The 26,899-nt window shown below is 32.5% G+C and carries 26 protein-coding genes; 10 read left to right on the plus strand and 16 right to left on the minus strand.

Annotation, left to right across the window (positions count from 1 at the left end; translation table 11 throughout):
* Positions 1-4: 4 nt before the first annotated feature.
* From IGB25_RS05620 to IGB25_RS05645, 6 genes are all read right to left on the minus strand, one after another.
* Positions 5-646, minus strand: coding sequence for a protein-L-isoaspartate(D-aspartate) O-methyltransferase (locus tag IGB25_RS05620; protein ID WP_211066524.1), 642 nt, complete (start codon positions 644-646; stop codon positions 5-7).
* A 322-nt stretch (positions 647-968) separates the two neighbouring features.
* Positions 969-1,271: a type II toxin-antitoxin system RelE/ParE family toxin gene (locus IGB25_RS05625; RefSeq protein ID WP_211066525.1), complete on the minus strand. Its 303-nt coding sequence runs from the start codon at positions 1,269-1,271 to the stop codon at positions 969-971.
* Between the two features lies 1 nt (position 1,272).
* Complete coding sequence (locus IGB25_RS05630) at positions 1,273-1,494, minus strand: hypothetical protein (RefSeq protein WP_211066526.1); 222 nt, start codon at positions 1,492-1,494, stop codon at positions 1,273-1,275.
* Between the two features lie 233 nt (positions 1,495-1,727).
* On the minus strand, positions 1,728-3,113 hold the full coding sequence (locus tag IGB25_RS05635) for a Sau3AI family type II restriction endonuclease (RefSeq protein WP_211066527.1): 1,386 nt from the start codon (positions 3,111-3,113) through the stop codon (positions 1,728-1,730).
* Positions 3,106-4,359 carry a DNA (cytosine-5-)-methyltransferase gene (gene dcm / locus IGB25_RS05640; RefSeq protein ID WP_211066528.1) on the minus strand — a complete coding sequence of 418 codons (1,254 nt, stop codon included), beginning with the start codon at positions 4,357-4,359 and terminating at the stop codon, positions 3,106-3,108. Before dcm ends, IGB25_RS05635 begins: the two co-directional genes overlap by 8 nt.
* Complete coding sequence (locus IGB25_RS05645) at positions 4,349-4,657, minus strand: helix-turn-helix domain-containing protein (RefSeq protein WP_211066529.1); 309 nt, start codon at positions 4,655-4,657, stop codon at positions 4,349-4,351. Before IGB25_RS05645 ends, dcm begins: the two co-directional genes overlap by 11 nt.
* 269 nt (positions 4,658-4,926) lie before the next feature.
* Here IGB25_RS05645 and IGB25_RS05650 point away from each other — a divergent pair, with 269 nt between their 5' ends.
* The 10 genes from IGB25_RS05650 (at position 4,927) to miaA (ending at position 14,577) form a co-directional block, all read left to right on the plus strand.
* Positions 4,927-5,886: a Gfo/Idh/MocA family protein gene (locus IGB25_RS05650; RefSeq protein ID WP_211066863.1), complete on the plus strand. Its 960-nt coding sequence runs from the start codon at positions 4,927-4,929 to the stop codon at positions 5,884-5,886.
* Between the two features lie 11 nt (positions 5,887-5,897).
* The gene (locus IGB25_RS05655; RefSeq protein ID WP_211066530.1) at positions 5,898-6,788 is read left to right on the plus strand and encodes a 3-hydroxyacyl-CoA dehydrogenase family protein; all 891 of its coding nucleotides are present in this window, start codon (positions 5,898-5,900) and stop codon (positions 6,786-6,788) included.
* A 3-nt stretch (positions 6,789-6,791) separates the two neighbouring features.
* Positions 6,792-8,030, plus strand: a complete 1,239-nt coding sequence (locus IGB25_RS05660) for a DUF1015 domain-containing protein (protein WP_211066531.1) — start codon at positions 6,792-6,794, stop codon at positions 8,028-8,030.
* Positions 8,031-8,067: 37 nt separating this feature from the next.
* Positions 8,068-8,727, plus strand: coding sequence for a YggS family pyridoxal phosphate-dependent enzyme (locus tag IGB25_RS05665; protein WP_211066532.1), 660 nt, complete (start codon positions 8,068-8,070; stop codon positions 8,725-8,727).
* A 356-nt stretch (positions 8,728-9,083) separates the two neighbouring features.
* Positions 9,084-9,326 carry a hypothetical protein gene (locus tag IGB25_RS05670; RefSeq protein WP_211066533.1) on the plus strand — a complete coding sequence of 81 codons (243 nt, stop codon included), beginning with the start codon at positions 9,084-9,086 and terminating at the stop codon, positions 9,324-9,326.
* Positions 9,317-9,634 carry a type II toxin-antitoxin system RelE/ParE family toxin gene (locus IGB25_RS05675; RefSeq protein WP_211066534.1) on the plus strand — a complete coding sequence of 106 codons (318 nt, stop codon included), beginning with the start codon at positions 9,317-9,319 and terminating at the stop codon, positions 9,632-9,634. Before IGB25_RS05670 ends, IGB25_RS05675 begins: the two co-directional genes overlap by 10 nt.
* Positions 9,635-10,049: 415 nt before the next feature.
* Positions 10,050-11,207, plus strand: coding sequence for an exonuclease domain-containing protein (locus IGB25_RS05680; protein WP_371815954.1), 1,158 nt, complete (start codon positions 10,050-10,052; stop codon positions 11,205-11,207).
* Positions 11,204-12,943, plus strand: coding sequence for a TrkH family potassium uptake protein (locus IGB25_RS05685; protein ID WP_211066535.1), 1,740 nt, complete (start codon positions 11,204-11,206; stop codon positions 12,941-12,943). The genes IGB25_RS05680 and IGB25_RS05685 overlap by 4 nt, the downstream gene beginning before the upstream one ends.
* Before the next feature lie 17 nt (positions 12,944-12,960).
* The gene (locus tag IGB25_RS05690; protein WP_211066536.1) at positions 12,961-13,650 is read left to right on the plus strand and encodes a TrkA family potassium uptake protein; all 690 of its coding nucleotides are present in this window, start codon (positions 12,961-12,963) and stop codon (positions 13,648-13,650) included.
* Between the two features lie 24 nt (positions 13,651-13,674).
* The gene (gene miaA / locus IGB25_RS05695; RefSeq protein ID WP_247653646.1) at positions 13,675-14,577 is read left to right on the plus strand and encodes a tRNA (adenosine(37)-N6)-dimethylallyltransferase MiaA; all 903 of its coding nucleotides are present in this window, start codon (positions 13,675-13,677) and stop codon (positions 14,575-14,577) included.
* Between the two features lie 35 nt (positions 14,578-14,612).
* On the opposite strand, the gene IGB25_RS05700 is transcribed toward miaA, so the two are convergent.
* From IGB25_RS05700 to IGB25_RS05740, 10 genes are all read right to left on the minus strand, one after another.
* Positions 14,613-15,020, minus strand: coding sequence for a protein-export chaperone SecB (locus tag IGB25_RS05700; protein WP_211066537.1), 408 nt, complete (start codon positions 15,018-15,020; stop codon positions 14,613-14,615).
* A gap of 1 nt (position 15,021) precedes the next feature.
* A complete protein-coding gene (locus IGB25_RS05705; protein ID WP_211066538.1) occupies positions 15,022-15,243 on the minus strand; it encodes a hypothetical protein in 222 nt (73 codons plus the stop codon).
* The gene (locus tag IGB25_RS05710; RefSeq protein WP_211066539.1) at positions 15,230-15,805 is read right to left on the minus strand and encodes a hypothetical protein; all 576 of its coding nucleotides are present in this window, start codon (positions 15,803-15,805) and stop codon (positions 15,230-15,232) included. The genes IGB25_RS05705 and IGB25_RS05710 overlap by 14 nt, the downstream gene beginning before the upstream one ends.
* A 254-nt stretch (positions 15,806-16,059) precedes the next feature.
* Complete coding sequence (locus IGB25_RS05715) at positions 16,060-16,782, minus strand: response regulator transcription factor (RefSeq protein ID WP_211066540.1); 723 nt, start codon at positions 16,780-16,782, stop codon at positions 16,060-16,062.
* Positions 16,783-16,785: 3 nt separating this feature from the next.
* A complete protein-coding gene (locus tag IGB25_RS15495; RefSeq protein ID WP_371815955.1) occupies positions 16,786-17,517 on the minus strand; it encodes a sensor histidine kinase in 732 nt (243 codons plus the stop codon).
* Complete coding sequence (locus IGB25_RS15500; protein ID WP_371815956.1) at positions 17,480-18,352, minus strand: hypothetical protein; 873 nt, start codon at positions 18,350-18,352, stop codon at positions 17,480-17,482. Before IGB25_RS15500 ends, IGB25_RS15495 begins: the two co-directional genes overlap by 38 nt.
* Before the next feature lie 121 nt (positions 18,353-18,473).
* Positions 18,474-19,070 (minus strand): dephospho-CoA kinase, encoded by a 597-nt coding sequence (gene coaE, locus IGB25_RS05725; protein ID WP_211066541.1) that lies wholly within the window; start codon positions 19,068-19,070, stop codon positions 18,474-18,476.
* Positions 19,067-20,017 (minus strand): CdaR family protein, encoded by a 951-nt coding sequence (locus IGB25_RS05730; RefSeq protein ID WP_211066542.1) that lies wholly within the window; start codon positions 20,015-20,017, stop codon positions 19,067-19,069. Before IGB25_RS05730 ends, coaE begins: the two co-directional genes overlap by 4 nt.
* Positions 20,014-21,063 carry a glycosyltransferase family 2 protein gene (locus tag IGB25_RS05735; RefSeq protein WP_371815957.1) on the minus strand — a complete coding sequence of 350 codons (1,050 nt, stop codon included), beginning with the start codon at positions 21,061-21,063 and terminating at the stop codon, positions 20,014-20,016. The genes IGB25_RS05730 and IGB25_RS05735 overlap by 4 nt, the downstream gene beginning before the upstream one ends.
* Before the next feature lie 40 nt (positions 21,064-21,103).
* Complete coding sequence (locus IGB25_RS05740; protein WP_211066543.1) at positions 21,104-26,791, minus strand: fibronectin type III domain-containing protein; 5,688 nt, start codon at positions 26,789-26,791, stop codon at positions 21,104-21,106.
* Positions 26,792-26,899 lie beyond the last annotated feature (108 nt).

The following is a 26,899-nucleotide window of genomic DNA, read 5'->3' on the forward strand; positions in this document are numbered from 1 at the left end:
AACGTTAATTTTTATTTTCTAATAAAGGTACAAACCTAAATTCGCCAAAAGTGTGTTTATCAAATTTATCTTTAGCCGTTCGCACAAGCAAAGTCATAATTTGTGGGTCTTCACCAACAGGAATAACCAATCGCCCACCTATTTTCAATTGAGCCATAAGCGGTTTAGGCACAAAAGGTGCACCAGCTGTAACGATAATTTTATCAAAAGGAGCATAATCAGGCAAACCTTTGTAACCATCACCAAAACTCAGATATTTTGGGCGATAACCCAATTTTTCTAAAAAACGCTTAGTCGATTTATAGAGTTTTTGTTGGCGTTCAATACTGTAAACTTGGGCATTGAGTTCACAAAGCACGGCGGTTTGGTAACCACTTCCTGTGCCGATTTCTAAAACTTTATCGCCCTTTTCAACTTGCATCAATTCGGTTTGAAAAGCCACGGTAAAAGGTTGCGAAATCGTTTGACTTTCAGCAATAGGAAAAGCTTTATCTTGATAAGCAAAATCTTCAAAACTGCTATCCATAAACAAATGTCTCGGAATGCGATTAATGGCGTCTAAAACACGCTCATCTTTAATTCCCTTATCTTTGAGTTTTTCAACGAGTTGTTTGCGTTTGCCCTGATGCTTAAAAGTGTCTTTCAAATGAAAAAATTAAAACGTAAAAGTAAGTAAATAGAATATTTTAAAAAACTAATTAAGCTCGATTTTTAGAAGCAAAAAAAGTTTGGTCATTTTTGCTCAGGACAGTCTCCCGCTTTCCGCTATAGTTGTTTGTCTTTTGTTTTTTTGTCTGTGCGTTTCGTGGCTTCCGTTGGTCGCCACGCCTCGCCCACAAAAAATAACAAAAGCCTACACAAGCTGTCGCTCCAATCGGGGCGAGGACAAAGGCTTGAGGAGATTTTTGAAATTTTTGTTTTCGTTTTTTAAATGAATTACCAATACATAATTGATAATGTTTAGTTTTTCAAATGTCTTTATCCAGTTTATTAGGATTTTGCCTATTATCAAATATCGTCACAATATTAATTTGTTCAGAATTATAGCGATAATATAATGTGGTTTGTTTTGTGATTACGCACTTTCTTAAACCCTTCCCTTTTTTAGATTCAGGAAAAATCTCTGGTTGATTTTTAATTAATTCTATCGATGAATCTAATTTTTTAATAAAGTCTTTTTTGATTTTATTAGACCATTCTTCAGTTAAATACTTAAACAAGTTATCTAATTTCTTTTCGGCTGTTTTTGAAATAACAACTTTTTTACCCAATTTATCTGTGTTTTTGCATAAAAGTGTCGTAATTCACTACTTCTGCATTTTTAATCTCTGCTGAAGCCTTTTCAATTTCTTTGCGTTGTTCAATTGATAAATCATCCCAAAAGTCAGATGTTTTTTCTGTATGAAAGACTTTTTTAATACGCTCAATTAATTTGGGATTTTCAATATCCAAAAGCATTTTAATCAGTTCTATTTTTTCAGCCTGAATGTTCATCGCAATGTATTTATAAATCAAAAATAAGGATTAAATTTAAATTTTCGATAATATATTTAGATTATTTCGATCAAGGTAAAACAAGAAATATTTTAACTATCAATTCAATAATCATCGGTTAGCAAAAAACTAAACCAACATTCTTTGTTTATAATTTTTCATTCTGCTATTCAATGAGCAAGGGCTGAAAGTTACAATTTTTGTGTTGTGTGATTGCTGGTAATAGCGTTGGATTAATTCAGATAAATTTCATCTTTAACATAACTTGCATTTAACCAAAAACAATGTTTTGTATATTCAGTTAATCCAGTTAATTTATCAACCACAGGTAATTTATATGTGTCAGCTGCATTTCTTGCATGAGGTCTTATATGACAAATTCTGTTTTCTCTTTTTTTGGGAAAGAATGTTTTTCTTATGCCTTTTTCTGTAATTTTTCTTACAACTTCACCTTTTTGAAGTGTATCGACCATTCTATTCCAAACAGTTTTTGCTTCTATGATATCTGAATATGGCATATTCCAAAACTTAACCTTTCTAAGTTTTAAATTATTGTTCTCATATTGATAGAAAACAAAGAAAAATTTACTCTCTAAAATATTCTTAAAATCTGAATCTTCCCAATCTGTTTCAACAAGTTCTTGATATTTAAAAGGTGAAAATGATATATGTTCATTAGGAAGATTGTTTTCTTTTAACCTAATGGTTTTGACTTTAATATCAGCTTTTTCAAATTCTTCAATTTTTTTACCAAGTTCAATTCCAAGCACAGCATTTGTAAGATTGGCAAAATAACTTTTAGCTCTTTGATTAAGGTTTAAATTTAAAATATTTTCAATATCTTCAGCTGTTTTACCATAGAATGTCTCAAATTTCGAAATCACGATATCTTCAATAGATTGTAATTTATCTAAAATATCAACACGCTTAATAATCTTTCCATAAACATCAGATTCTTCATTTGCAATGTTTGCTATTATATGATTTACATAACCTTGCTTAAGAGAATATGCTCTTTGCTTTGCTTTTTTATCATTGAATGGTTGATCTCTGTAGGATTTTAAAGCAGTAGATCCTTTCGTGCAAGCACCAAGATAAAAAGTATCCCCTTCCGATAATTCATGAGCTTTCCCATCCTTAATTTTCTGTTTTATGAAGTTCCAATCTTGCTCTATTATTTTTAAATCTTCTTCGGGATATTTCCAAGCGTCAACCAATTTAATTATATAATCAAGTAAATCTAAATCTCTATCATGAAGATAAAAGACTAAAAGTAAATGAGCATTTTTCTTCCAAAATGAACTTGTTTCAAAGTATTCTTTGTGTACTTCTAGGTAATTTATGATATTTAAGACAAGCCTTTCTTTTGAACGAAATTCTCCGTTTTTTAAGGCTTTTAGTGGACTTGATTTTAATTCAATTCCAGCTTCTTTAAAGTCAGGTTCTGCATCAGAATTTGGTTCATATCCAAAATAAAATTTCTCTAATATTTGTCCAAAATTACCTTTTCCTTTATAACCGTGTTTTTCGATTTCTTTTCCACAAGCTTGTCGTAAAGTTTGACCCTTAAGTTTTTTGGCAAAATTTATAATTGAATTAGCTGAAGAAATATCAAGCATATTCTAATTGGTTTATTTGTTTATAAAGCTCTTTACCTATTTTTTCAATTACTCCAACTACTAAAGCATTACCCATAAAAAAAGCTCTTTTTCTATCTGAAATGCCTTCAAGTTTTGTGTGATTATCTGGAAACATATTTAGTCTTTCTAATTCGATTGGTGTAAGTCTTCTTAAACCTCTTTCTGAAACAACTACATGCTTAAATCTTGATGGAGATTTACCACCTTCACCAGTAATTATTGTTCTTGAAGCGTTATCTAAGGCGTCTGGGTAAATCATTCCACCTTCAGAATATTTGTATTTATGACCTTCGTTTGAAATTCTCTCAATGGTCTTAGATCCTTTTAAATATTCCCATTTATCCTTATCTTTATCGTCAATAAAAAATTCAGACGTTACTTCTCCATTTTGTAAAACATCACCTAAAACAGTATAATTACCATCATAACTTGGCTCTGTTTTAATTGTTGAAACTTCACCATTTATCATAACACCTGAATTTTCGAATGGTGATTTTTTTCCTGTTTTATTAAAATTATCAGTAATCTCTACTAAATCTCCTTTTAATTGAAATTTTGATAAAAAAAGCTCTGATGAATTTTTAACTGGAAATGCACTTGGTATTGTTCCATCTTTTAATATCCAATCTATTTTTCTTGATTCTTTTAATTTTGAAAATAATTCTGATGATTTATGATAGCCAATAAAAAACAATCTTCTTCTTCTTTGTGGCATTCCATATTCAGCTGCGTTAATTACTCTCCACTCAACCGCATACCCCAAATCATTTAAACTTTGTAGCATAACTGCAAAATCTCTACCTCTTTGTTTGGCAGGAGATTTTAAGAGTCGATCTACGTTTTCAAGGAATAAATATTTTGGCTTATTTTTCTTTTCTTCTAGTATTTTATGAATTGCCCACCATAAAACACCTTTCTTACCTTTTAGACCTTTTGAGTTGTGTAAAGTTGTAGCTACAGAATAATCTTGACACGGAAAACCACCAACTAATAAATCATGATCAGGGATTTCTTCCACATTTCTTTGAACAACTTCATTTATATCTTCGTTTGAATGATTTTCTTTTCCAAATCTCGCTTCATAAACTTTTGATGCGTGTTGTATTTTTGTTGAAGGTTCCCATTGATTACTCCAAACAATTTTATAATTACTTTTTTCTAGACCAAGTCTAAAACCACCTACTCCAGCGAACAATTCTATTACTTTTAATGTTTTACTTTCCATTTGCTTGAGTTTTATAATATTTGATTTTTTCTTCTGCTACTTTTAGTATTTCAGTAGTCAAATCCGTGTATTTTAGGTCATCAGCTATTTTTTCTGAATACCAATTAATCAATAATTCACTTTCTGAAAGTTCATAAAATTTAGCAAACCTTTTAATTTGATTCATTGTTGGTTTTCTATCATTTTTCTCAAACTTACTAATCAATGATTGATCAATATCTACTTCAGCTGCAACTTTTCGTAAAATTAATTTTTTATGCTCTCTTGCATTTTTTAAAGTCTCACCTAAAGTTTTCATTAGTCAAAAAAGTTTTAGACAATTATTGTCCAAATATACAAAAAGATTATAGATTTCAAATATTTTTTAATTAATATCAAAAGCGTTGAAGAAAAAGCTCTTTTGGTTTATTCAGCGTTGGCAAAATGAGTAGCAAAAAACTAAATGTAATTTTGTTCGGCTATAATCAGCGTAAACAGAAACCCATACTTTCTCACCTTTATCTTAAAGCTTTACAATCATTAATCAAAATTCAAAAAAGAAATGTTATTTTTGATAAAAATTTAAATATGCTTAAAATAGGTGTAGTTGGTGCAGGTCATTTGGGTAAAATTCATTTGAAATTAGCTCAAGCTTCAAAAGCTTATGACCTTGTTGGTTTTTATGATATGGATCAAAACAATGCTAAAACCATAAGTCAAGATAATGGTTATAAATTTTATGATGATTACCAAAAACTGTTAGATGATGTAGATGTGATTGATATTGTCACACCAACTCTATCTCACTTTGAAATGGCTAAACAAGCCATTGAAGCTGGCAAACATACTTTTATTGAAAAACCAATCACCAACAGCATTGAGGAAGCTGAAGCTTTGATAAAATTGCTTGACAAACACCAAGTCAAAGGTCAAGTGGGTCACGTAGAGCGGTTTAATCCAGCATTTTTAGCGAGTGCACCAAAGATAAAAAACCCAATGTTCATCGAGGCACATCGCTTGGCAGAGTTTAATCCTCGTGGCACAGACGTTCCTGTAGTTTTAGACTTGATGATTCACGATATTGATGCCATTTTAAGCGTTGTCAAATCTGATGTAAAATCCATCAACGCCAGTGGAGTTTCGGTCATCAGTGAAACGCCAGATATTGCCAATGCACGCATTCAATTTGAAAACGGTTGTGTTGCCAATCTCACCGCAAGTCGGATTTCTTTAAAAAATATGCGTAAAGCAAGATTCTTTCAAAAAGATGCCTACATTTCTGTGGACTTTTTAGAAAAAAAATCTGAAGTCGTCAAGATGAAAGATGCCCCAAAAACACCAGGCGATTTTGATATGATTTTACAAAATGCCGAAGGCGTGAAAAAGCAAATCTATTTTGACAATCCCAAGGTTGAAGAAAACAATGCTATTCTTGAAGAATTAGAAAGTTTTGCAAGAGCCATAAACAACAACAAACCTACTCAAGTTACTTTTAGACAAGCGGCAAACGCCCTAAAAGTGGCTAAATCTGTAATTGATAATTTTTAAATTTATATACTATGAAAAATATTGCCGTCATCGGTGCTGGAACAATGGGCAATGGAATTGCTCACACATTTGCACAATTTGGATACAAAGTTAGTCTAATAGACACCTCTCAAAACAACCTTGATAGAGGCTTAGCAACCATTACCAAAAATTTAGATAGAATGGTTGCTAAAGACAAAATCACAGAAGCTCAAAAAAAAGAGACGTTAGACAACATCAACACTTATACTGATTTAGAAAAAGGTGCAGAATACGCAGGATTAGTTGTAGAAGCGTCCACTGAAAACGAAAAAATCAAATTAGATTTATTTAGAAATTTAGACAAAATATGTCCAGAAGACACCATTCTGGCAACTAACACCAGTTCAATTCCTATTACAAAAATTGCAGCGGTTACAAGACGCCCTGAACAAGTTATTGGTATGCACTTCATGAATCCAGTGCCAATTATGAAGTTAGTTGAAGTCATCAGAGGCTATAACACTTCAGATGAAACGACAAACACAATTCTTGAATTATCTAAAAATCTCAAAAAAACACCAACAGAAGTCAACGATTATCCTGGTTTTGTCGCTAATCGTATTTTAATGCCGATGATTAATGAAGCTATTGAAACTCTATACAACAATGTAGCTGGCGTTGAAGAAATTGATACCGTGATGAAACTCGGTATGGCTCACCCAATGGGACCGCTACAATTGGCAGATTTTATTGGTCTTGACGTTTGCCATTCTATTCTTGAAGTGATGTATGAAGGTTTTAAAAAACCAAAATACGCACCTTGTCCATTATTAGTCAATATGGTAAGAGCTGGCAAATTGGGTGTAAAATCTGGCGAAGGTTTCTACGATTACAGCGAAAGTCGAAAAGCCGAGAAAGTCTCTGCTCAATTTACATCATAAAATATGCCTATTGTCAAAGCTTTTAGAGCCACACGACCTACACGAGAAAAGGTCAGTTTGATAGCGTCAAGAGCTTACGAAACTTACTCTAAAAAAGAACGTGAAGCTCGGCTAGATAACAATCCTTTTTCATTCTTACACATTGTCAATCCAGGTTATAAATATCAAAAAGAAGTTTCTGGTAAAAAACGTTTTAAGTTAGTTAAAAATCGATTTCAAGAATTTAAAGAAGATGGTATTTTTATTAAAGACAATCAGCCTCTTTTTTATATCCATAGAATTGTTTATCGCAACGAACAGGTTTTTCTTGGTCTTGTAGCTAAAGCAAGTTGTCAAGACTATCTTAATGGTAAAATCAAAAAACACGAAGATACTATTTTAGACCGTGAAAATACATTTTCGGAATACTTAAAAACCGTAAGATTTAATGCTGACCCTGTATTGTTGACCTATCCTAAACAAGATCGTATCAACAAAATCATTGAGCGATATACTTCTGAACGTGCGGAATATGAATTTACCACAACTTCTCGAGAAACCCATTATTTATGGCTGATTGATGATGAGAATGACATCAACAACATAGAACAAGTTTTTGCTAAAATGCAAAATATTTACATTGCAGATGGTCATCATCGCTGTGCGTCATCAGCACTTTTGGCACAAAAATTAGCTCAAAACAACGACGCTCACAATGGCGATGAAGACTACAACTATTTTATGAGCTATTTGATTTCTGAAGACCAACTCGATATACACGAGTTTAATCGGTTGATTACAGATTTGAACGGATTACACAAAGACGAATTTTTGATTAAACTTGACGAGCATTTTAAAATTGAAAATCGTGGCGAAACTTATTACAAACCTCATCAGAAACACCATTTTAGTATGTATCTTGATGGTGATTTTTATTCGCTTTACCTGAGAAAATCTGAATATCAATTTGAAAATGCTTTAGAACAATTAGATGCTCAAATTCTTTACAAAACGGTTTTAAAACCTATTTTGAACATAACGGATTTAAAAAATGATAGCCGTATTGATTACATCAAAGGACAAAAAGATATGGCTTATGTCAAAAGTGCTATAGATCAAAACCAATATGCCGTTGGTTTTGGTATGCTTCCACCAACAATTGAAGAAATCAAAAACATAGCCGATGAAGCTTTGGTCATGCCGCCTAAAACTACTTATATTGATCCTAAATTGAGAAGCGGTATAACCATTTATGAATTTTAAAGCTAAAATTAAATTAAACTAAAAAGTTGAAAGGAATATGATAGCAGAGAATCTTAGAAAAATAAAATCAAAACTTAAGCCTGAAATCACTTTAGTAGCGGTTTCAAAAACCAAACCTAATGAAGATATTTTAGAAGCTTACAATATAGGTCATAGGGATTTTGGCGAAAACAAAATCCAAGATATGACTGACAAATATGAAGCACTTCCTAAAGATATTCGTTGGCATATGATTGGTCACGTGCAACGTAATAAAGTGAAATATATGGCTAAATACGTGCATTTAATCCACGCCGTAGATAGTTTAAAGTTGCTTAAAGAAATCAATAAACGTGCAAAAAATGAAGATCGACAAATTCAGTGTTTACTCCAATTAAAAATAGCTGAAGAAGACTCAAAATTTGGATTAGACAAAAGAGATTTGCTCGACATATTAAAAAGTGATGCCCTTAAAAGTTTTGAACACGTCAAAATTGTTGGCTTGATGGGCATGGCAACTTTTACTGATGATGAGCAACAAATCCATCGTGAATTTTCGCAGCTTGAAAATTTATATTTTGACTTAAAAGACCAATATCACTTTACTACCCTATCAATGGGAATGAGTGGAGATTATGAATTGGCACTTGAGCACCGCACAAATATGGTCAGGATTGGAAGTAAGATTTTTGGGAAAAGAGATTACGATAATTGGTAAAATCAATATCATAGAATAGTTTAACCTTGTAACCTATAAAATATTTCTATAGGATTAAAGTGAAATTGTAATATATTGAATGTGTTTAGGTGTGATAATTGATAATATTTTATAAATTTGAATAAAGCAAAATTATGGTTATTACAATTAAATCAGGCGAAGAAGAAAAAAATATAATTTTAAACTTCCTGATTCAATAATTGTTGCTTCGACTATTTATCTTAATTGCTCTTTTGTATCGGCTGATAAGAAATTATTGGAGACAAATGAAGTTTCAGGTGTTGTATTTGATTTTTAAATTTTGTCTTATAAAACATAAAATTGATTAATTTGTATATTTAATAAAAATCATAGAAATGGACATCCAAACAAGAAAAATAGAATTTGTTCAAGAATTTCTAAAAGTTGAAAGTGAAGACATTATTAAACGCTTAGAAAGTATTCTGCACAAAGAAAACGAAAATTCTGATAAAGAAGAATTTCATCCTATGAGTATTAACGAGCTTAATAGGCGGATTGACAGATCATTGGAAGATTCTAAAAATGGAAGATTGATTAAAGCAAGTGACTTAAAAGCTAAAATGGAGAAATGGCGTTAGAAGTTTATTGGACTGAGTTTTCTGAAAGAGAACTTGAAAATATATTTAATTATTACAAAAACAAAGTAAATTTAAATGTTGCTAAAACAATAACAGATGGTATTTACAATGAAGCTCTCAAGCTTGAGCATCAACCCGAAATGGGACAAATTGAAGAACTACTAAGCAAAAGAAATCAAGACTTTAGATATTTGATTTACAAAAACTATAAAATAATTTACTGGATTAATTATTCTAAAGGTAAAGTTGAAATAAATGATGTTTTTGACACCAGACAAAATCCAACTAAAATAGAGCGAAATAGGTGATTTTAAGTTTCAAAGTGGTTGATTACACTTTCATTATAAAGCCTAATATCGATAGTCCCGACAAAATTCGAAATTCTTCGTTTTACTCGGAAAAATCAGCCAATTTTACGGTTTTACATAATTTAATTATTTACCCCTGCGGGTTTATTCCCTTTTTTCACTTTAGCTTTGCCAAAAATATTTTTAACACCTTAAACAAGTATTAGATTTACGCTGTAATAGACATAGAATCCACAGGAGGAAAATACAACGAAGAAGGTATTACTGAAATTGCTATCTACAAATTTGACGGTCACGAAGTTGTTGATAAATTTTGTAGCCTTATTAATCCTGAAAGGAAGATACAAGCCTTCGTGGTCAAACTTACAGGCATCAATCAAGAGATGCTTTGCGGTATGCTCCAAAATTTCACGAAGTGGCTAAACGCATTATTAAAATTACAGAAGATTGTATCATCGTGGCACATAATGCCAAGTTTGATTATCGCATTTTACGCACCGAATTTTCACGTTTGGGTTACGACTATCAAAGACAATCGCTGTGCACGGTAGAACTGTCTAAAAAACTGATTCCTGATATGCCTTCCTATAGTTTGGGAAAACTGACAAAATCTCTCGGTATTCCTTTAGCCAAAAGACATCGCGCAGAAGGTGATGCTCAAGCTACAGTAAAATTGCTCAAAATCTTATTAAACAAAGACCAAGATAAAAGCGTTTTAAAAAACTACGTTCGTCTAAAGCCTAAAAAGCAAGTTGACACCAAGCTACTCAATTTTCTTGACACACTTCCACAAGAAACCGGTGTTTATTTTTTTTACGATAAAGATAAAAAACCACTCTATGTTGGGAAAAGCAAAAACATTAGAAAGCGAGTTAGTCAACTCTTTACAAAAGACAATCCAAAAGCAAAATCCATTCAACGCCTAACCGAGGATGTGCAATTTGAAATTACTGGAAACGAACTCATTGCGCTTCTTAAAGAAAACGAATACATCAAAACACTCCAACCAGAATTTAACCGTGCATTGACAAAAACACAATTCACTTATGGCGTTTATGTCAACAAAGACAGTGAAGGTTATCTAAATTTTAAAGCAAAACCCATTCATAACAAATCAAAAGCCTTAGTTACATTTTCAAACTTAGCTTCTGCAAAACGTTTTTTAGAACAACTTGTCAACTCTTACGAACTTTGTCTGAATAAAACAAGCTTGGGCAACCACCAAAAAAGTTGTTTTAACTATGGCATTAAAAATTGCTATGGTGCTTGTCTTGGCAAAGAAAATGCTGATGATTACAATGCACGAGCAAAAGAAATCATAGATAGATATAGTTTTGAAAACAAAAATTTTTTATTAGTCACAAAAGGAAGAGAGTTAGGCGAAAAATCATTAGTTTATATTAAAAATGGCGATATTGTTGGTTTTGCTTATTTTAACTTAAATTTACAAATTCAAAATATTAAAATTTTAGAACGGATTTTAACACCAGTAAAACATCAACGCGATGCCAAGCATATTGTTCAAAGTTATATGAGAAAACATCCCAACAGACTTAAAATGATAGATTTATGAAGCTATCTTCAGCATTTAAAATTTTAAAAAAAATAAATATTGGATTAAGTGTCGTTGCAACCTTGCTAATTCTTTTTGATTTTGGTTTTAACCATACCAATTTTGAAAATCAGTTTTTGGTTAGTTTTTTTGTCATTACTATTTTTTTTAATGTAGTGGTATTAAATCTTGAGTATGTAATCAATCAAAAAAAATCTGTTTTTAAAGTTTTAATATTCGATATTATATTCATACTGTTTTCAATCTTTTTATTACTCGTTCAGTTTAAGGTTTTTAAAATTGCTTCTTTTGAGTCTCTTCATTGGTTAGAATTTTTAATTTTTGTGGGATTAGTTAGATATCTTTCTAACTTAAGTTTCAAATATTCTAAAACAAAACTTGATCCGTCTCAAATTTTTGTTGTCAGTTTTATTATAATCATTTTATTTGGCACTTTGGCTTTAATGTTGCCAAATGCAACCTATACTGACATCGGTTTTATTGATGCCTTATTTACTTCAACAAGTGCAGTTTGTGTTACGGGTTTAATCGTGGTTGATACCAGCACATTTTTTACACCATTTGGTCAAGGTATTATTATGGTTTTAATACAAATTGGCGGTTTGGGTATCTTGACCATAGCCAGTTATTTCAGCTTTTTTTTTAAAAGAGGTTCGTCTTATGAAAGCCAGTTGTTGCTCAGTGAAATCACCCAAAGCAATAAAGTTAATGCTGTTTTTGGCACATTAAAATATATCATTGGCATCACTTTTTTTGTAGAAGCTGTTTCTGGTGTTTTTATCTTCTTTAATGTAGAAAGTTCAAGTTTTGATAATTTAGGTCAGCATATTTTCTTTTCAATGTTTCATTCTATTTCAGCTTTTTGTAATGCAGGTTTTTCAACACTCAGTAATAGTCTTTATCAAACTGGGTACAGGTTTAATTATGGTTTGCAATTAGTAGTGGTCTTAACTTTTATATTTGGTGGTTTAGGCTTTCCTATAGTGGCTAATATAGTATCTTATTTAAAAAATAAATTTTTAAGACTCTTTGATTTTAAAAATCAAATCAAACACAAACCTTGGTTAGTAAACATTAATAGTCGATTGAATTTGATTACCACTGGCATTATTACTTTAAGTGCATTTGTGTTTTTTATAGGTGTAGAATTTGATGGTGCTTTGGCTCACTTAGACTTTAAAGGTAAGTTAGTCAATGCTTTATTTACAGCGACAACACCACGAACAGCTGGATTTAACACTATAGATATGGCAGAATTGGCAGTGCCAAGTATTTTGTTTACTATTTTATTAATGTGGATTGGGGCATCGCCATCATCAACTGGTGGTGGAATAAAAACGTCAACAATTGCTGTAGCTGTCCTTAATGTGTTTAATCTTGCTCAAGGTAAAAATAAACTCGAAGTATTTAGACGAGAGATAAGTCAAGTTTCTATCAGTCGAGCCTTTGCCACAATAGTTTTATCTCTTCTTATCATTGGGCTAAGTATTTTATCGATATCTATATTTAATCCTAAACTCAATCTTTTGGACGTAGCTTTTGAATGTTTTTCAGCCTATAGTACCGTTGGTTTAAGTTTAGGCATCACATCAAGTCTTAGCACTTATAGTAAAATTATAATAATATTGACTATGTTTATAGGTCGGGTTAGTATGCTTACAATAATTGTGGCGATAGTGAAGAAAACTATGAAAAAGAATTATAATTATCCAAAAGAAGAAATTTTAATTACATAATCTGAAAAAAAATTGATATGAAATATATAATTGTCGGTCTTGGAAATTTTGGAGCATCTCTTGCTATGAAACTTACAGAAAATAAAAACGAAGTCATTGCCATAGATGATAGCCTTGAAAAAGTAGAGTTTTACAAAGAAAAAATAACACATACCATAAGAATGGACGCCACTGATGAAAACACAGTAAGTGGATTACCTATTCCAAACACAGATATTGTTGTTATTGCCATTGGTGAAGACCAAGGTGCTAATGTTATGGCGACGGCTTTATTTAAAAATTTAAACGCCAAACGCATCATAAGTCGATCTATCAATGTCCTTCACGAAAAAGTTTTAACTGCAATAGGCGTGGATGATATTGTGAGACCAGAGCAAGAGTCAGCAGAAAAATGGTCTAAAAAACTCTCGGCGCAAAACATTGTTGACTCATTTGAATTAGGTGTCAATTTTTCAATAGTTGAAGCAAAAATTCCTGAAAAATATGCTGGACAATCTATAAGAGAAATGCACTTGAGAAGAAAATTTAATATTTTAGTTTTAACGGTTATTGAAGCTGGAAACAAAAAAGAGTCAGAATCTTTTCAACTCAACGAAAAAATTAAAGGCATAGCTGATCCCGATAGAGTTGTTAATAAAAATGACGTGTTGGTTCTTTTTGGTGCTAATAATGATCTTAAGGTCTTTTTAAAGCAAGAATTAAAATAGATTTTGACGTCTAAATCAAATACTTTGATATGCATTGTCGGTCCAACGGCTATCGGCAAAACTAGCATCAGCATCAGGCTTGCTAAAGCTTTCAATACAGAAATTATCTCATGCGATTCAAGGCAATTTTATAGAGAAATGAAAATTGGCACTGCTGTACCATCTGATGATGAATTAGCACAAGTCAAACATCATTTTATTCAACATCTATCTATTTTTGAAAACTACAGTGTTGGCAACTATGAAAAAGAAGCATTGAATAAAATAAATGAAATTTTTGAAACTAAAAATACACTTTGTTTAACTGGCGGAAGTGGTTTGTATCAAAAAGCCGTTTTAGAAGGTCTTGATGATTTTCCAGTCGTTGATAAATCTATTAGAGAAAAACTTAAAACCACCTATAAAAATGAAGGCATCAAACCCCTACAAGACCAATTAGAGCAACTTGACCCTGAATATTTTAAAACTGTAGATATTCAAAACCCACATCGATTGATACGGGCTTTAGAAATTTGTATTGGCACTTCAAAACCATTTTCTTTATTTATCAATACCAAGAAAACTTCAAATAGAAATTTTACACCTATAAAAATTGGTTTAACCGCAGATAGAGCCATTGTTTATGAGAGAATAGAACAACGCGTCGATAAAATGTTTGATAGCGGTTTGCTTAAAGAAGCCCAATCTCTTTATGAATACAGAAATTTAAACGCCTTACAAACAGTTGGCTACAAAGAATTATTTGACCACTTTGATGGCAAACTAAGCCTTGAAGAAGCTAAGTCTGAAATCAAAAAAAACACTCGTCGCTATGCCAAACGTCAACTGACTTGGTATAGAAAACAAAACGACATCAAGTGGTTTGAATATGATGCAAATATTGACAAAATTATAGACTACATCAAAACTATTTTACCCGTCAAATAATAAATTTAACGGGTTATAGCAGTATGAAATTATTATCAGTGATTAGAATCAGTGGAATTATCTTCTTCCTTTTCTTTAGCGAACTGAACAAAGTTAATTGATGGTAAAATCACAGGATCATATCCAGACTGTAAAGTCATGTTAGAAACGTAAGCTCTTAAAAATGGAAAGGCTATTGCTGGTGCATTAATTTTCGGGAAATTTGAAAGCTTAAATTCTTCTGTGATATCTTCGTCAAGTTTAAACATAAACATAGCTTCAACCATTAAGTCAAAGGATTTATCTTTTATTTCAATTTCAAAACCAACACCGAAAGAATCATTAAATTTTTTAGAAAAAAAATGCTCAGTAGATAAGTCAAAAGAATTTTCCTCTCTATGTTTATCTTTTAAAGCTTCAAAGTTTACGTTAGTAACTTTCCAATTATCTAGTTGAATTTTCATATTAAGTCGCTAATAGTAAAGATTCCATATCATTAGCATCCAAGCTAGTGTCAGAATTTGAACAATAGAAGTTTTGTCCGACGTTCTTAAAAGATTGATTGTCGATTTCTATATCTACTTCTTCTTTAAAACCGTAACCGATTGCTTTAAAATATAATTCCTCTGGAGTTATATTTTCAAAGTATTGGTCTATTCGATTTTTAATTTCTTTATTCAGTTTCATCTTTTATATTACCTATTTCTATAATATTTGAACTAGTTATATTTTTTGTAGGTTCATATACTGTACATATAGTACAATTAGCAGTTCTTAAAGTAATATTTTTAATTCTTTCTTTTGCAAATTTAATATAAAAATTTCCTTTAACAACCTCTATTGGCAAAATCCCTTCATCTCTGGCAAGATTAATAAGCAAACCATCTATTGGTTTAAATCTTTTATTTAGTTTTCTTAGCTTCTTTTCAAAACATTCAGAGAGATAAGATAATATTTCAACACCTTCTTCTTTGGTTAAGTCCAAATAATCATCTTCTTCAACCTGTATTTCAGAATTAATAACACAATAGTTTTTATATTTATATGTTTTTTTATGCTTATCCCAAGCTTGGACAATTGACCATTTCTTTGCCTGTTCATCTGGCTTTGAGCTTATTCCATCTACAAAAAAATAAACACCATTACCCAACCATTCATCATCACCAATTGAAGATTCATAGTTTGAGCTAACTATTTTTTTTGCCGAACTTAAACTTGTTCCATGAAAACCATTAAAATGTAATAGCATTAATTGGTAATTTGAAACAAAAATAAAAAAACTATTGCCAAAAAAATATTTGTTAACGTGAGTTTTATTTATTGAAAGCTGTAAATCAGATGATTACATATTTTTGTAAGCAAATCTTGTCATTTCGAACGAAGAATGAGGAGAAATCTCATCCTACTGAGATGTCTCATCGCTCATGCTTCGCTCTATCGACATGACAAATGATTAAATATCTGTATTTTATTGGAATTTATATTGAACTCAGGTTTTGTTAGCTATGCTTTTTCATTGTCTTTTCCGTGAACAACCAATCTGAAACCTTCGCCATGGATATTTAAGATTTCTACGGTATCGTCTTTTTTGAGATACTTTCTCAATTTGGCGATGTAAACGTCCATACTTCTAGATGTAAAGTAGTTGTCGTCTCTCCAAATTTTGGTCAAGGCTAATTCTCTGGGCATCAAATCGTTTTCGTGTAAAGCTAAGAGTCTCAGCAATTCGTTTTCTTTTGGCGACAATTTGATGGGTTCTTCATCTTTATAAGTTAAAAAACGAAGTTTTGAATTGAGAAAAAAGTTACCAATTTGAAACTCAAATTGTTTAGAATCTGCGAGGCTATCAACAGATTTTCGTCGCATAATAGCTTTGATTTTCATCAATAAGACTTCGCTATCAAATGGTTTATTGAGATAGTCGTCTGCACCAACTTTATAGCCTTTTAAGACGTCTTCTTTCATGGATTTGGCCGTTAAGAAAATGATTGGGATATTTTCATTTTTCTCTCTGATTTCCTTAGCTAAGGTAAAACCATCTTTGTAAGGCATCATGACGTCAAGAATGCAAAGGTCAAAATTGTCTTTTTTGAATTTTTCAAAACCTTCCATACCGTTTTTGGCATGAGTGACATCATAGTCGTTCATACTTAAATAATCTTTAAGCACAATTCCAAAATTTGGATCGTCTTCTACTAATAGAATTTTTTTGTTTTCAGTTTCCATATGTTATGATATTAGTGGTAATTTAATTATAAATGTACTTCCTTTTCCTTTTTCACTTTCAACAGTGATTTCACCGTGATGGTCATCAACAATTTGTTTAACGTAGGCTAAACCAAGTCCATGACCTTTCACGTTATGCACATCTCCTGTGTGTTCTCTATAAAATTTTTCAAAAATGCGTTTTTGAACCGAAGTTGACATACCGATACCTTGGTCTGCAATTTTCAGAACAATATAATTTTTTACATTTTCGGTATATATATCAATTTTTGGTTCGTTTGTTGAATATTTTATAGCATTGTCTAATATGTTTACTATCACATTAGTAAAGTGTGATTCATTAGCTAAAATTGAAGATTTTTTAGCTTCAAAATGTGTTTTTATATAACCTTCTTTATTTTTCACAATCAATTCAACATGGGTTATGGCTTGTTGTATTATGTCGTGAAGTTTCAATCTTTCTTTCGAAATATCAAGTTCATTCTTTTCGAGTTTAGAAATACGCAATACATTTTCGACTTGAGCATGCATGCGTTTGTTTTCATCTCTAATCATTTTGTGATATCGTTTCAGCATTTCAGGATGCTTGGATATTTTTGGGTTTTTTATAGAATCTAAAGCCAAATTGATGGTTGCAATTGGGGTTTTAAATTCGTGCGTCATATTATTGATAAAATCTGTTTTGATTTGAGATATTTTACGCTGTTTGATTAATTGAGAAATGGTCTGCTGCAAAAGCTAATACTATAATTAATGTAAAAATAATTGAAACACCACCCATAAAAGCAATAGAAGAAAAGATTTGAGATTTTTTATCTGTAAAACTGACATATAGTTTGTAGTCTAAACTTTGCTCGTTGTAATCAAAAATAGGTATGCCATAAATAGCTTCGTGATTAAGGTCAAAATCTTCTGATTTTACTTTTGTTGGCAAGTCATCTTGATAAATACCAAATTCAAAATCTGAATCTATATTGCGTTTGCTTATTTCTGATTTTATAAGCGATTTAACTTCTTCATTATCTACGCGTTTGTGAATTGGTATTTTGTTAGCTTCGTTCTGTACGCCGTCTGTAATTTGAAGCCTTTCAAGGTCATTGAGGTTTTCTATTTTTTCATATCCTTGTTCTAAGCTGTGTTGCTGACCATCGACATGTTTGTTTCTTACAACTTTTGTGATTTTTTTATTAATGTATTTTTTAAATTCAATACTGTCTTTATCACCTATCAAAAAAGGAGAAGCCATTTTGTAATCTTCTCTCAAGATACTATTGGTATAGATAAAATAATCGGCTGAATAATATTCTTCATCTATCTTAAAAAGCTCACTGACTTGCCTGTTGATTGGTCTTAATGTATCTGAAATGCTTAAAAATTTGTAGTAATAACTGTCTAATTCGTTTTTTTCGATTTTGTCTGCTACATTAATCAAGACTTCTTTGGCACTAATTGAAAATTGATTTGAGCTATTGACCACCGAATTTTTAATCCAATAGCCTTGAACCATAATTATACCAATAAGCGATAAGCTCATCAATATGACTATAAATTTGAAATATGAGTATTTCATTAAAACTTAAGCTTTTATAAAGCATTATAATTTAACAAAATTATCGTTTTAATGATGAGTTGTTAAGTTGTTTAACCTAATGTTAACATGAGAATATATTTATATTTTTTTAATATTTTTATTAGCATTTTTCTAATATATTAACATTTATTTTATATATTTCTTTGTTTAAATTATTAATATCTATATTTTCTATAATATAGTCTGCTTTTTTTCTTTTCAGCCTATCATCCATTTGTTTATCCATTCTTTTTTTGACGTCATCCTCAGAAACATTATCTCTATCTTGGACTCGTTTGATGCGTAAATCTTTTGGTGCTATGACCAAAACAATATAGTCAAAATTGTCTTCTTGGTGTAGTTCAAATATCAAAGCAGATTCATAAACCACATAAGCTGAGTTTTGGTAAGACAGCCACTTTTTAAAATCTTCTCTTACCGCTGGATGAACCAAATTATTAAGAATTTTGAGTTTTTCAGGGTTATTAAAAACAATATCAGATAAGTAAGTCTTGTTGAGTTTACCATCTTCATCATAAGTTTGATTTCCAAAATTTTGTTTGATACTGTTGATCAAATTTGGGTTGGTTTGCATTAAATATTTTGCTTTTATATCAGATATATAAGCTGGTACATCAAAATCTTTAAATATTTCAACAACTGTAGATTTGCCACTACCAATTCCGCCAGTGATGCCAACAACTATAGGTTTTTTCATGATTTTCGTTTAATGAGATAATCCACTTTATTGATATGTAATTTTGGTCCAATAATATTTTTGGGATATTTTTCGAGTTTAGGAATCATTATAGCGTCGTCTTCATATCGTTTTTTATAATCGCATATCACTTGAAAATCTGAGTTTGATATTTTATCAAAAGATTTTAAACTCACTAAAAACGACACTTTAGCTTGGCTTGGATAGGTTGTCAACTGCAAAGTATCAGGAATATTAATGGTCTCAATATCTACCATTAAAGTTTTTTCAGAAAATTTTTCAACGGGCAAATAATATTCAACTTGAGAGGTTGTTGCTTCGATATTTTCAGAAGGTATTTCTAAACTGATTTTGCTAGACAAAGTATCTTTAATATTTTTTAAAATCAACTTTTGAGTTTGAATATAGTTTATGTTTTTTAATTCATTTTTTGGTCCTGTTATGACCACAGAATCTGGTATAGGTTGAATGGATTGTAAAGTGTTGTATCCTGATTTAAAATTTAAATCAGCAATTATTCTAACTGGAACTTTTTTTGTTGCTTTTTTTCTAAATCCAAAAGCTAACTCATTGTCTTCAATAGAAATATTTTCGCTATCAAAAGGAAAGTTGTTAGTCATTTTATCAATGATTGAGTTTTTTGATATTTTTAATAGCGATGTTTCTTTATTAAAGTCTGCATAATTTATTGTTATAGTTTTTGATGATAAATTGTACTGCCATAACTTTAGCCCGCTTGCTTTTATATTTACTTTGATGGTTTTAGTTGTTGTGTCAACTACAAATTGTTTTGGAATTTGGTCAATTTCAACCATTAAATCGGTATTGTAATTGTAGGTTTTAACCAATTGTATGACAAACCATAATATGAATGTTAAGCTTAAAAAAACAGCGTAAGCCTTATAATTTTTAGCTGAAAATAGTTTTATAAGATTAGTTGTTTTCATGTTTTAGGCTTAAAAAATAATTTTGGATAGGTGTTTTCTGGAGGTTTTTTAAAAACAAATATTGATAAAGTGCTATTCAAATAACCCCAACCATAGCTAACAAACTGAATACAAGTTGCATAAATAGCATAAAAAGCAATTTTAAGGTTTTTATTTTGGATGAAAGCATCTATAAAAATTATTGAAAAATATAATAAATATAACAATACAAAAAAATAATAATCAAAAAATAATAGAACAATAGCCATCAAAAACCCCAAACTAAACAAAGTCGGAAAATAATACAAAATTTTATGACTTGATGGATGCCAAGTGTTGAGAATAGGACGAACAAGCCCAAATTTGTATATCTGCTTTGCATAATTTTTCCAATCAATACGTCTTTTATGATAGACAAAACAATCTGAAAATAGAGCTGTTTTAAAACCTAATTGTTGAAGACGAATAGACAAATCAGGGTCTTCACCAGGATGAATGTTTGAAAATCCTTTAGATTTTTGAAATGCTTGTTTAGACAAACCCATATTAAAACTTCGGGGTTGAAATTTTTTCTTTTGTGCCTCACGACCTCTTATGCCACCAGTTGTCCATAGTGAAGTCATAACATAGTTAATCGCTTTTTGAACAGGCGAAAAGCTTTGATTTGCTTTGTCAGGACCACCAAAACAGTGAGTAAATTGTGTTTTGAGGTGTTTTTTTAGATTAATGATGTAATCACTTGGCAATAATACATCACTATCTAATATAATAAAGTAATCAGCTTGAGCATATTTCATTCCATAATTCCGAGAATCACCAGGACCTGAGTTTTTCTTAAAATAGTAAGATATAGCCAATTTATTTTTAAATAAACTTACAATATCTTTACAAAGCAAATCAGAGCCATCTTCAACAATAACAATTTCGCAGGTATCAATTCCTCTAACATTTACAAAAGACTCAAGCAGTTCTTTGATTTCTTGTGGTCTGTTGTAAACAGGTATAATAAACGAAAACTCAAATTTCATAGCTGTAAATATAGGCACAATAAAAAAATCCCAAAGCAAAATTGCTATGGGATTTTATCTGATTATTATTTAGAACGAACTATTTTTTGATAAATCTGAAGTTTTCAGATGAACCATCAATAGTAACATTCATAATATAAGTTCCAGCCTGTAAAGCTTCAACATTAAGCGAAGGAGAAACCGTATTAGGCGTTTCAGTCATCACTTGTTGACCAAGCATATTATAAACTACCACAGACTCAACTTGTCGAGTTGTTTGAAAGTTTAAAGTATTTTGTGTTGGATTTGGATAGAAACTAAAGTTCTGACTATCAAAAGTTTCAGTAGATAATGTTTCATTAACTTCTATTCCAAATGTTCCTGGTGTTGCAGTACCCCATTGGTCAACTTGTATATAATAAGTATCACTTGGTGTTAAGCCTGTTAAATCAACGGCTGACAAGAAGTTTGGGAATAAAATATCTTGATTACAACCTAATTCTGCACCAAGTGTAGTTAAATCAGCACAGTCTGTAGGAGCTTCATAAACGGCTATTTCTGTATCGTCTAATGTGCCACCTGCAATATCCGTAGAAACTTCTACAGAACCAGATGCAGGAGCAACAAATGTAAACCACACAGAACCATTAATACCATCATCGAAGCAAGATGCAACAGGCTCATCAGTTTGTGCTGTTGCACCAACATTGGTGTAAGCATCGCCAGTAGAAGGTGTACCGATTGTTAAAGCAATAGCATCACATAAATTATCATTTGCAGGTGGTAATGCTAAAGTGCTAAAGCTTTCTGGTCCAGCTAATGAACTTACTCCATTTGTATCACAATCAGAGCTGACATAAAAATCATAATCTGTCTGCGGAGTTAAGCCTGTAACGTTAGCTGTTGTTACTCCAACACCAACAATTCCTGTAGCAACTGGTGTTGCCGTTGCTGGGTCATCTCCAGATGCAAAAACAAACCATTCAAAACCGTTTGTCGCATTTGAAACATCATCCCAGTTTAAGTCAGCTGAATCAGTAGCTACATTTGATACATTTAAATTTTGAGGCTCAGCACATGCTGGCAAATCGGTAATGGCTAAACTAAAGGCTCCTTCGGAGTAATCTTCTGTATAAACTTGAAGGAAGTAAGTTGTATTGGTTGTAAGACCAGTAACTAATACATCTGATGTAAAGTCAACACTTGAACCATCAGCAAAACAGAATAATTCTGTACCACCACAGGCATCGTAAATAGCACCTTCAATATTTCCCTCATTTCCAGATAGTAAGCTTAAAGTTACACCATCAGTTGCATTTGTAGTAAAGGTGTACCATAAATCTGATTCACTAGAATCAAAACCTTCACAACTTGGCACAACACTGGCATCTTGAGCACCAGTAGTGTCAAAGTTTATAGGTTGAGAAGTATTACCAAAAGCGGTAACTGTTGCAGGTAATGCACCACTACAATCATCATTTACAATAGGTGTTGAAAAACTCTCCACAGCAGACCAAGCACTTTCTAATCCTACGCTACAAACTGCTCTTACGTAAGCATCATAACTTGTACCTGAGGTTAAACCCGTTGGATTAGCAGTTGTTATTCCTGTACCGACACTTCCAGTTGGTATGGTTGTGGCATCTGGTGTTGAACCGTCTGTAATTAATACATATTCATAACCACCTGTTTCTGTTGAAGTTGTGGCCGTCCAGTCTAATTGAACCGATGTTGCCGTTACATTTGAAGCGGTTAAACCTGTTGGAGCTGCACAACTTGGTGGTGTTCTTACTTCGAAATTATCAATATAAATATTATAATCTTCAGCATCATCTACAGTGCCTTCAGTTCCCCAAAATGCAAATTGAACACTTGTTCCTGTAATTGATGATAAGTCAACAGTAACCAATTCACCAGCATTTGAAGGTTCTGAACCTCTTGCCCATGTCTGAAGGTTGTTCCAAGTTGCTCCGTTATCATCAGAATACAACAATTGAACTTCATCGTCACTTCCCATAAGAGAATCGTCAGTATTATTCCATACCGTAATTCCAATATTAAAAGCAACTTCAAAACCGCCTGCAGATAAATCAAAGCTAGGTGATAATAACCAATCTGATGTCCCTAAGTTCCAAAGTTCAACTCTTGCAGAACCACTTGACCCGTCATTTAAAAAGCCATCTGAAGTCCAATCTCCAGAGCCTAAACCTGTTGGTCCTGTGGTTGGGTCGCCATCTGTGGCTTCATCCCAACAGTCAGGAACAAAATTTGTAAAGTCTTCTAAATAATCTGGTGTAAATACATCACAAGGTGTTGTAAAACTGGTAGAAAGTGACCAAGCACTTTCATCACCTACACTACAAACGGCTCTGACATAAGCTTCATAATCTGTTACTGGTGTCAAGCCCGTTGGGTTGGCTGTTGTTACACCCGTACCGACACTTCCTGTTGGTGTGGTTGTGGCATCTGGTGTTGAACCGTCAGTGATTAAGACATATTCATAACCACCTGTTTCTGTTGAAGTTGTGGCTGTCCAATCTAATTGTACTGAATTTGCAGTTACACTTGAAGCGGTTAAACCTGTTGGAGTTGCACAACTTGGTGGTGTTCTTACTTCGAAATTATCAATATAAATATTATAATCTTCAGCATCATCTACAGTGCCTTCAGTTCCCCAAAATGCAAATTGAACACTTGTTCCTGTAATTGATGATAAGTCAACGGTAACCAATTCACCAGCATTTGAAGGTTCTGAACCTGTCGCCCATGTCTGAAGGTTATTCCAAGTTGCTCCGTTATCATCAGAATACAACAATTGAACCTCATCATCACTTCCCATAGGAGAATTAGACGTTCCTGAATATGTAGTTATTCCTATATTAAAAGCAACTTCAAAACCGCCTGCAGATAAATCAAAGCTAGGTGATAATAACCAATCAGACTTAAATGTACTGTAAAGATTTATTCTCGCAGAACCACTTGAACCGTCATTTAAAAAACCATCTGAAGTCCAACTTCCAGAGCCTAAACCTGTTGGTCCTGTGGTGGGGTCGCCATCTGTGGCTTCATCCCAACAGTCAGGAACAAAGCTTGTAAAATCTTGTAAATAGTCAGGTGTAAATACGGCTGGGCATGGTGTTGTAAAACTGGTAGAAAGTGACCAAGCACTTTCATCACCTACACTACAAACAGCTCTGACATAAGCTTCATAATCTGTTCTTGGTGTCAAGCCCGTTGGGTTGGCTGTTGTTACACCCGTACCGACACTTCCAGTTGGTGTGGTTGTGGCATCTGGTGTTGAACCGTCAGTGATTAAGACATATTCATAACCACCTGTTTCTGTTGAAGTTGTGGCCGTCCAGTCTAATTGAACCGATGTTGCCGTTACATTTGAAGCGGTTAAACCTGTTGGAGCTGCACAACTTGGTGGTGTTCTTACTTCGAAATTATCAATATAAATATTATAATCTTCAGCATCATCTACAGTGCCTTCAGTTCCCCAAAATGCAAATTGAACACTTGTTCCTGTAATTGATGATAAGTCAACGGTAACCAATTCACCAGCATTTGAAGGTTCTGAACCTCTTGCCCATGTCTGAAGGTTATTCCAAGTTGCTCCGTTATCATCAGAATACAACAATTGAACCTCATCATCACTTCCCATAGGAGAATTAGACGTTCCTGAATATGTAGTTATTCCTATATTAAAAGCAACTTCAAAACCGCCTGCAGATAAATCAAAGCTAGGTGATAATAACCAATCAGACTTAAATGTACTGTAAAGATTTATTCTCGCAGAACCACTTGAACCGTCATTTAAAAAACCATCTGAAGTCCAACTTCCAGAGCCTAAACCTGTTGGTCCTGTGGTTGGGTCGCCATCTGTGGCTTCATCCCAACAGTCAGGAACAAAATTTGTAAAGTCTTCTAAATAATCTGGTGTAAATACATCACAAGGTGTTGTAAAACTTGCAGGCCCAGCTTGATCACTATTTCCAGATGCACATACTGCTGTTACGTAAAAGTCATAGGATGTATTTGGTGATAAACTCTGCAAAGATATACCTAAAGTACCATCGTTATCATTTACAACTGTTCCCTCGTTTGTTGGATCAAAACCTTCTAGTCCCCATAGCACTTCCCACTCAGTTTCTGAATTACCAGCCGTCCAAGTTAAATCTGCTGTTGAAGATGTTATATTTTCAGCAGTAAGACCAGATGGTGCAGGACACTCGTTAAAAAATAACACAAATTCAGCTGTAGTTTGAGTAGAATCTGTCCATACCATGGCATAATATGTATTGCCAACAGTTAATCCAGTTAAGATACCATCATTATTGTTTACACAATTTGCTGTTAACTCAGTTAAGTTGTTGCAATCTGATCCTTCATAAATTGTTATTCCGGGATCACCACTTGCACCTTGTAAAAATTCTATTGTTGAAGATGGTGCAGTAAATGTATACCAAACTCCCAAGTTACCAGAAGCATCACAATCATTTAGCTCGTTTGTGCCTTCTGTAGCAAAATCAGTTGAAAAAGTAGTAAATGTTGTATTATCAGTAGTGACTGTTAAAGGTAAAGCCCCTGTACAATCATCATTAGAAGGTGGTGGCGGTGGAGTCCCCACACATACATCAAATGTAGTTTGTGCAGTATTAGAAGAACTCCAACCATAAACTCTAACTAAGTAAGTTGAACCAATTGTCAACCCATTAGCTGAAAGCGTGTTAGGATCACTGTCATCTACTAGGCTTAAGGCCGAACAACCACTAGTCCCATCATATAAACCCATCCCCATGTCAATTGATGTCCCTATAACGGCTTGTACATTTTCTAAAGAAACTTGATGTTGCTCTTGAGTTGCTACAAATGAAAACCAAACATCGTTATCTGGTGTCCCCGTAACATCATCTGTTTGCGAAGAAGCTGTGGCACCAGCTGTAGTTCCGTTTGTTACACTTGCACAATTTAAGTCTGAATTAACTGTTAGAGCAATTGCTGTAGAACACTCATCGTTAGCTGGTGGAAAAGCTAGTGTAGTAAAAGGTTCTGGTCCTGATAAAACGCTCGTGCCATCAGTAGCACAATCTGAACTTACATAAAAATCATAATCTGTTTGCGATGTTAATCCTGTAACATTAACTGTTGTTATTCCAGCAACAACAGTACCTGTAGCAACTGGAATTGCTGTTAAAGGATCGTCTCCAGATGCAAATACAAACCACTCAAAACCATTTGTAGCATTAGTTACATCATCCCAGTTTAAATCAGCTGAATCTGTAGTTATATTTGTTACGTTTAAATTTTGAGGCTCAGCACATGCTGGCAAATCGGTAATGGCTAAACTAAAGGCTCCTTCGGAGTAATCTTCTGTATAAACTTGAAGGAAGTAAGTTGTATTGGCTGTAAGACCAGTAACTAATACATCTGATGTAAAGTCAACACTTGAACCATCAGCAAAACAGAATAATTCTGTACCACCACAGGCATCGTAAATAGCTCCTTCAATATCTCCCTCATCTCCAGACAATAAGCTTAAAGTTACACCATCAGTTGCATTTGTAGTAAAGGTGTACCATAAATCTGATTCACTAGAATCAAAACCTTCGCAACTTGGCACAACACTGGCATCTTGAGCACCAGTAGTGTCAAAGTTTATAGGTTGAGAAACATCTCCAAAAGGTGTTACTGAAGCAGTTAAAGCTCCAGAACAATCTTCATTTTGAGCTTGCCCAAGAAAAGGAAGTATAAAAAAGAACATTAATAATAAAGTAATTTGTTTCATAATAATATATTTTTTATAATTTGACCAAATATATAAAATTTTTGTTAAGGTTTTAATTATTTATCCAAAAAAAAAAGCCTGAGACATCTCAGGCTTTTTATAGACTTA

The organism is Flavobacterium sp. CS20, from assembly GCF_018080005.1.
Taxonomy (GTDB): Bacteria; Bacteroidota; Bacteroidia; order Flavobacteriales; family Flavobacteriaceae; genus Psychroflexus.

Excerpts from the sequence above, each read along its gene's own strand:
- IGB25_RS05630 (WP_211066526.1), bottom strand. The coding sequence starts at position 1,494 with ATGAACATTCAGGCTGAAAAAATAGAACTGATTAAAATGCTTTTGGAT.
- IGB25_RS05635 (WP_211066527.1), bottom strand. The coding sequence starts at position 3,113 with ATGCTTGATATTTCTTCAGCTAATTCAATTATAAATTTTGCCAAAAAA.
- dcm (WP_211066528.1), bottom strand. The coding sequence starts at position 4,359 with ATGGAAAGTAAAACATTAAAAGTAATAGAATTGTTCGCTGGAGTAGGT.
- IGB25_RS05645 (WP_211066529.1), bottom strand. The coding sequence starts at position 4,657 with ATGAAAACTTTAGGTGAGACTTTAAAAAATGCAAGAGAGCATAAAAAA.
- IGB25_RS05650 (WP_211066863.1), top strand. The coding sequence starts at position 4,927 with ATGCTTAAAATAGGTGTAGTTGGTGCAGGTCATTTGGGTAAAATTCAT.
- IGB25_RS05655 (WP_211066530.1), top strand. The coding sequence starts at position 5,898 with ATGAAAAATATTGCCGTCATCGGTGCTGGAACAATGGGCAATGGAATT.
- IGB25_RS05660 (WP_211066531.1), top strand. The coding sequence starts at position 6,792 with ATGCCTATTGTCAAAGCTTTTAGAGCCACACGACCTACACGAGAAAAG.
- IGB25_RS05665 (WP_211066532.1), top strand. The coding sequence starts at position 8,068 with ATGATAGCAGAGAATCTTAGAAAAATAAAATCAAAACTTAAGCCTGAA.
- IGB25_RS05670 (WP_211066533.1), top strand. The coding sequence starts at position 9,084 with ATGGACATCCAAACAAGAAAAATAGAATTTGTTCAAGAATTTCTAAAA.
- IGB25_RS05675 (WP_211066534.1), top strand. The coding sequence starts at position 9,317 with ATGGCGTTAGAAGTTTATTGGACTGAGTTTTCTGAAAGAGAACTTGAA.
- IGB25_RS05685 (WP_211066535.1), top strand. The coding sequence starts at position 11,204 with ATGAAGCTATCTTCAGCATTTAAAATTTTAAAAAAAATAAATATTGGA.
- IGB25_RS05690 (WP_211066536.1), top strand. The coding sequence starts at position 12,961 with ATGAAATATATAATTGTCGGTCTTGGAAATTTTGGAGCATCTCTTGCT.
- IGB25_RS05700 (WP_211066537.1), bottom strand. The coding sequence starts at position 15,020 with ATGAAAATTCAACTAGATAATTGGAAAGTTACTAACGTAAACTTTGAA.
- IGB25_RS05705 (WP_211066538.1), bottom strand. The coding sequence starts at position 15,243 with ATGAAACTGAATAAAGAAATTAAAAATCGAATAGACCAATACTTTGAA.
- IGB25_RS05710 (WP_211066539.1), bottom strand. The coding sequence starts at position 15,805 with ATGCTATTACATTTTAATGGTTTTCATGGAACAAGTTTAAGTTCGGCA.
- IGB25_RS05715 (WP_211066540.1), bottom strand. The coding sequence starts at position 16,782 with ATGGAAACTGAAAACAAAAAAATTCTATTAGTAGAAGACGATCCAAAT.
- IGB25_RS15500 (WP_371815956.1), bottom strand. The coding sequence starts at position 18,352 with ATGAAATACTCATATTTCAAATTTATAGTCATATTGATGAGCTTATCG.
- coaE (WP_211066541.1), bottom strand. The coding sequence starts at position 19,070 with ATGAAAAAACCTATAGTTGTTGGCATCACTGGCGGAATTGGTAGTGGC.
- IGB25_RS05730 (WP_211066542.1), bottom strand. The coding sequence starts at position 20,017 with ATGAAAACAACTAATCTTATAAAACTATTTTCAGCTAAAAATTATAAG.
- IGB25_RS05740 (WP_211066543.1), bottom strand. The coding sequence starts at position 26,791 with ATGAAACAAATTACTTTATTATTAATGTTCTTTTTTATACTTCCTTTT.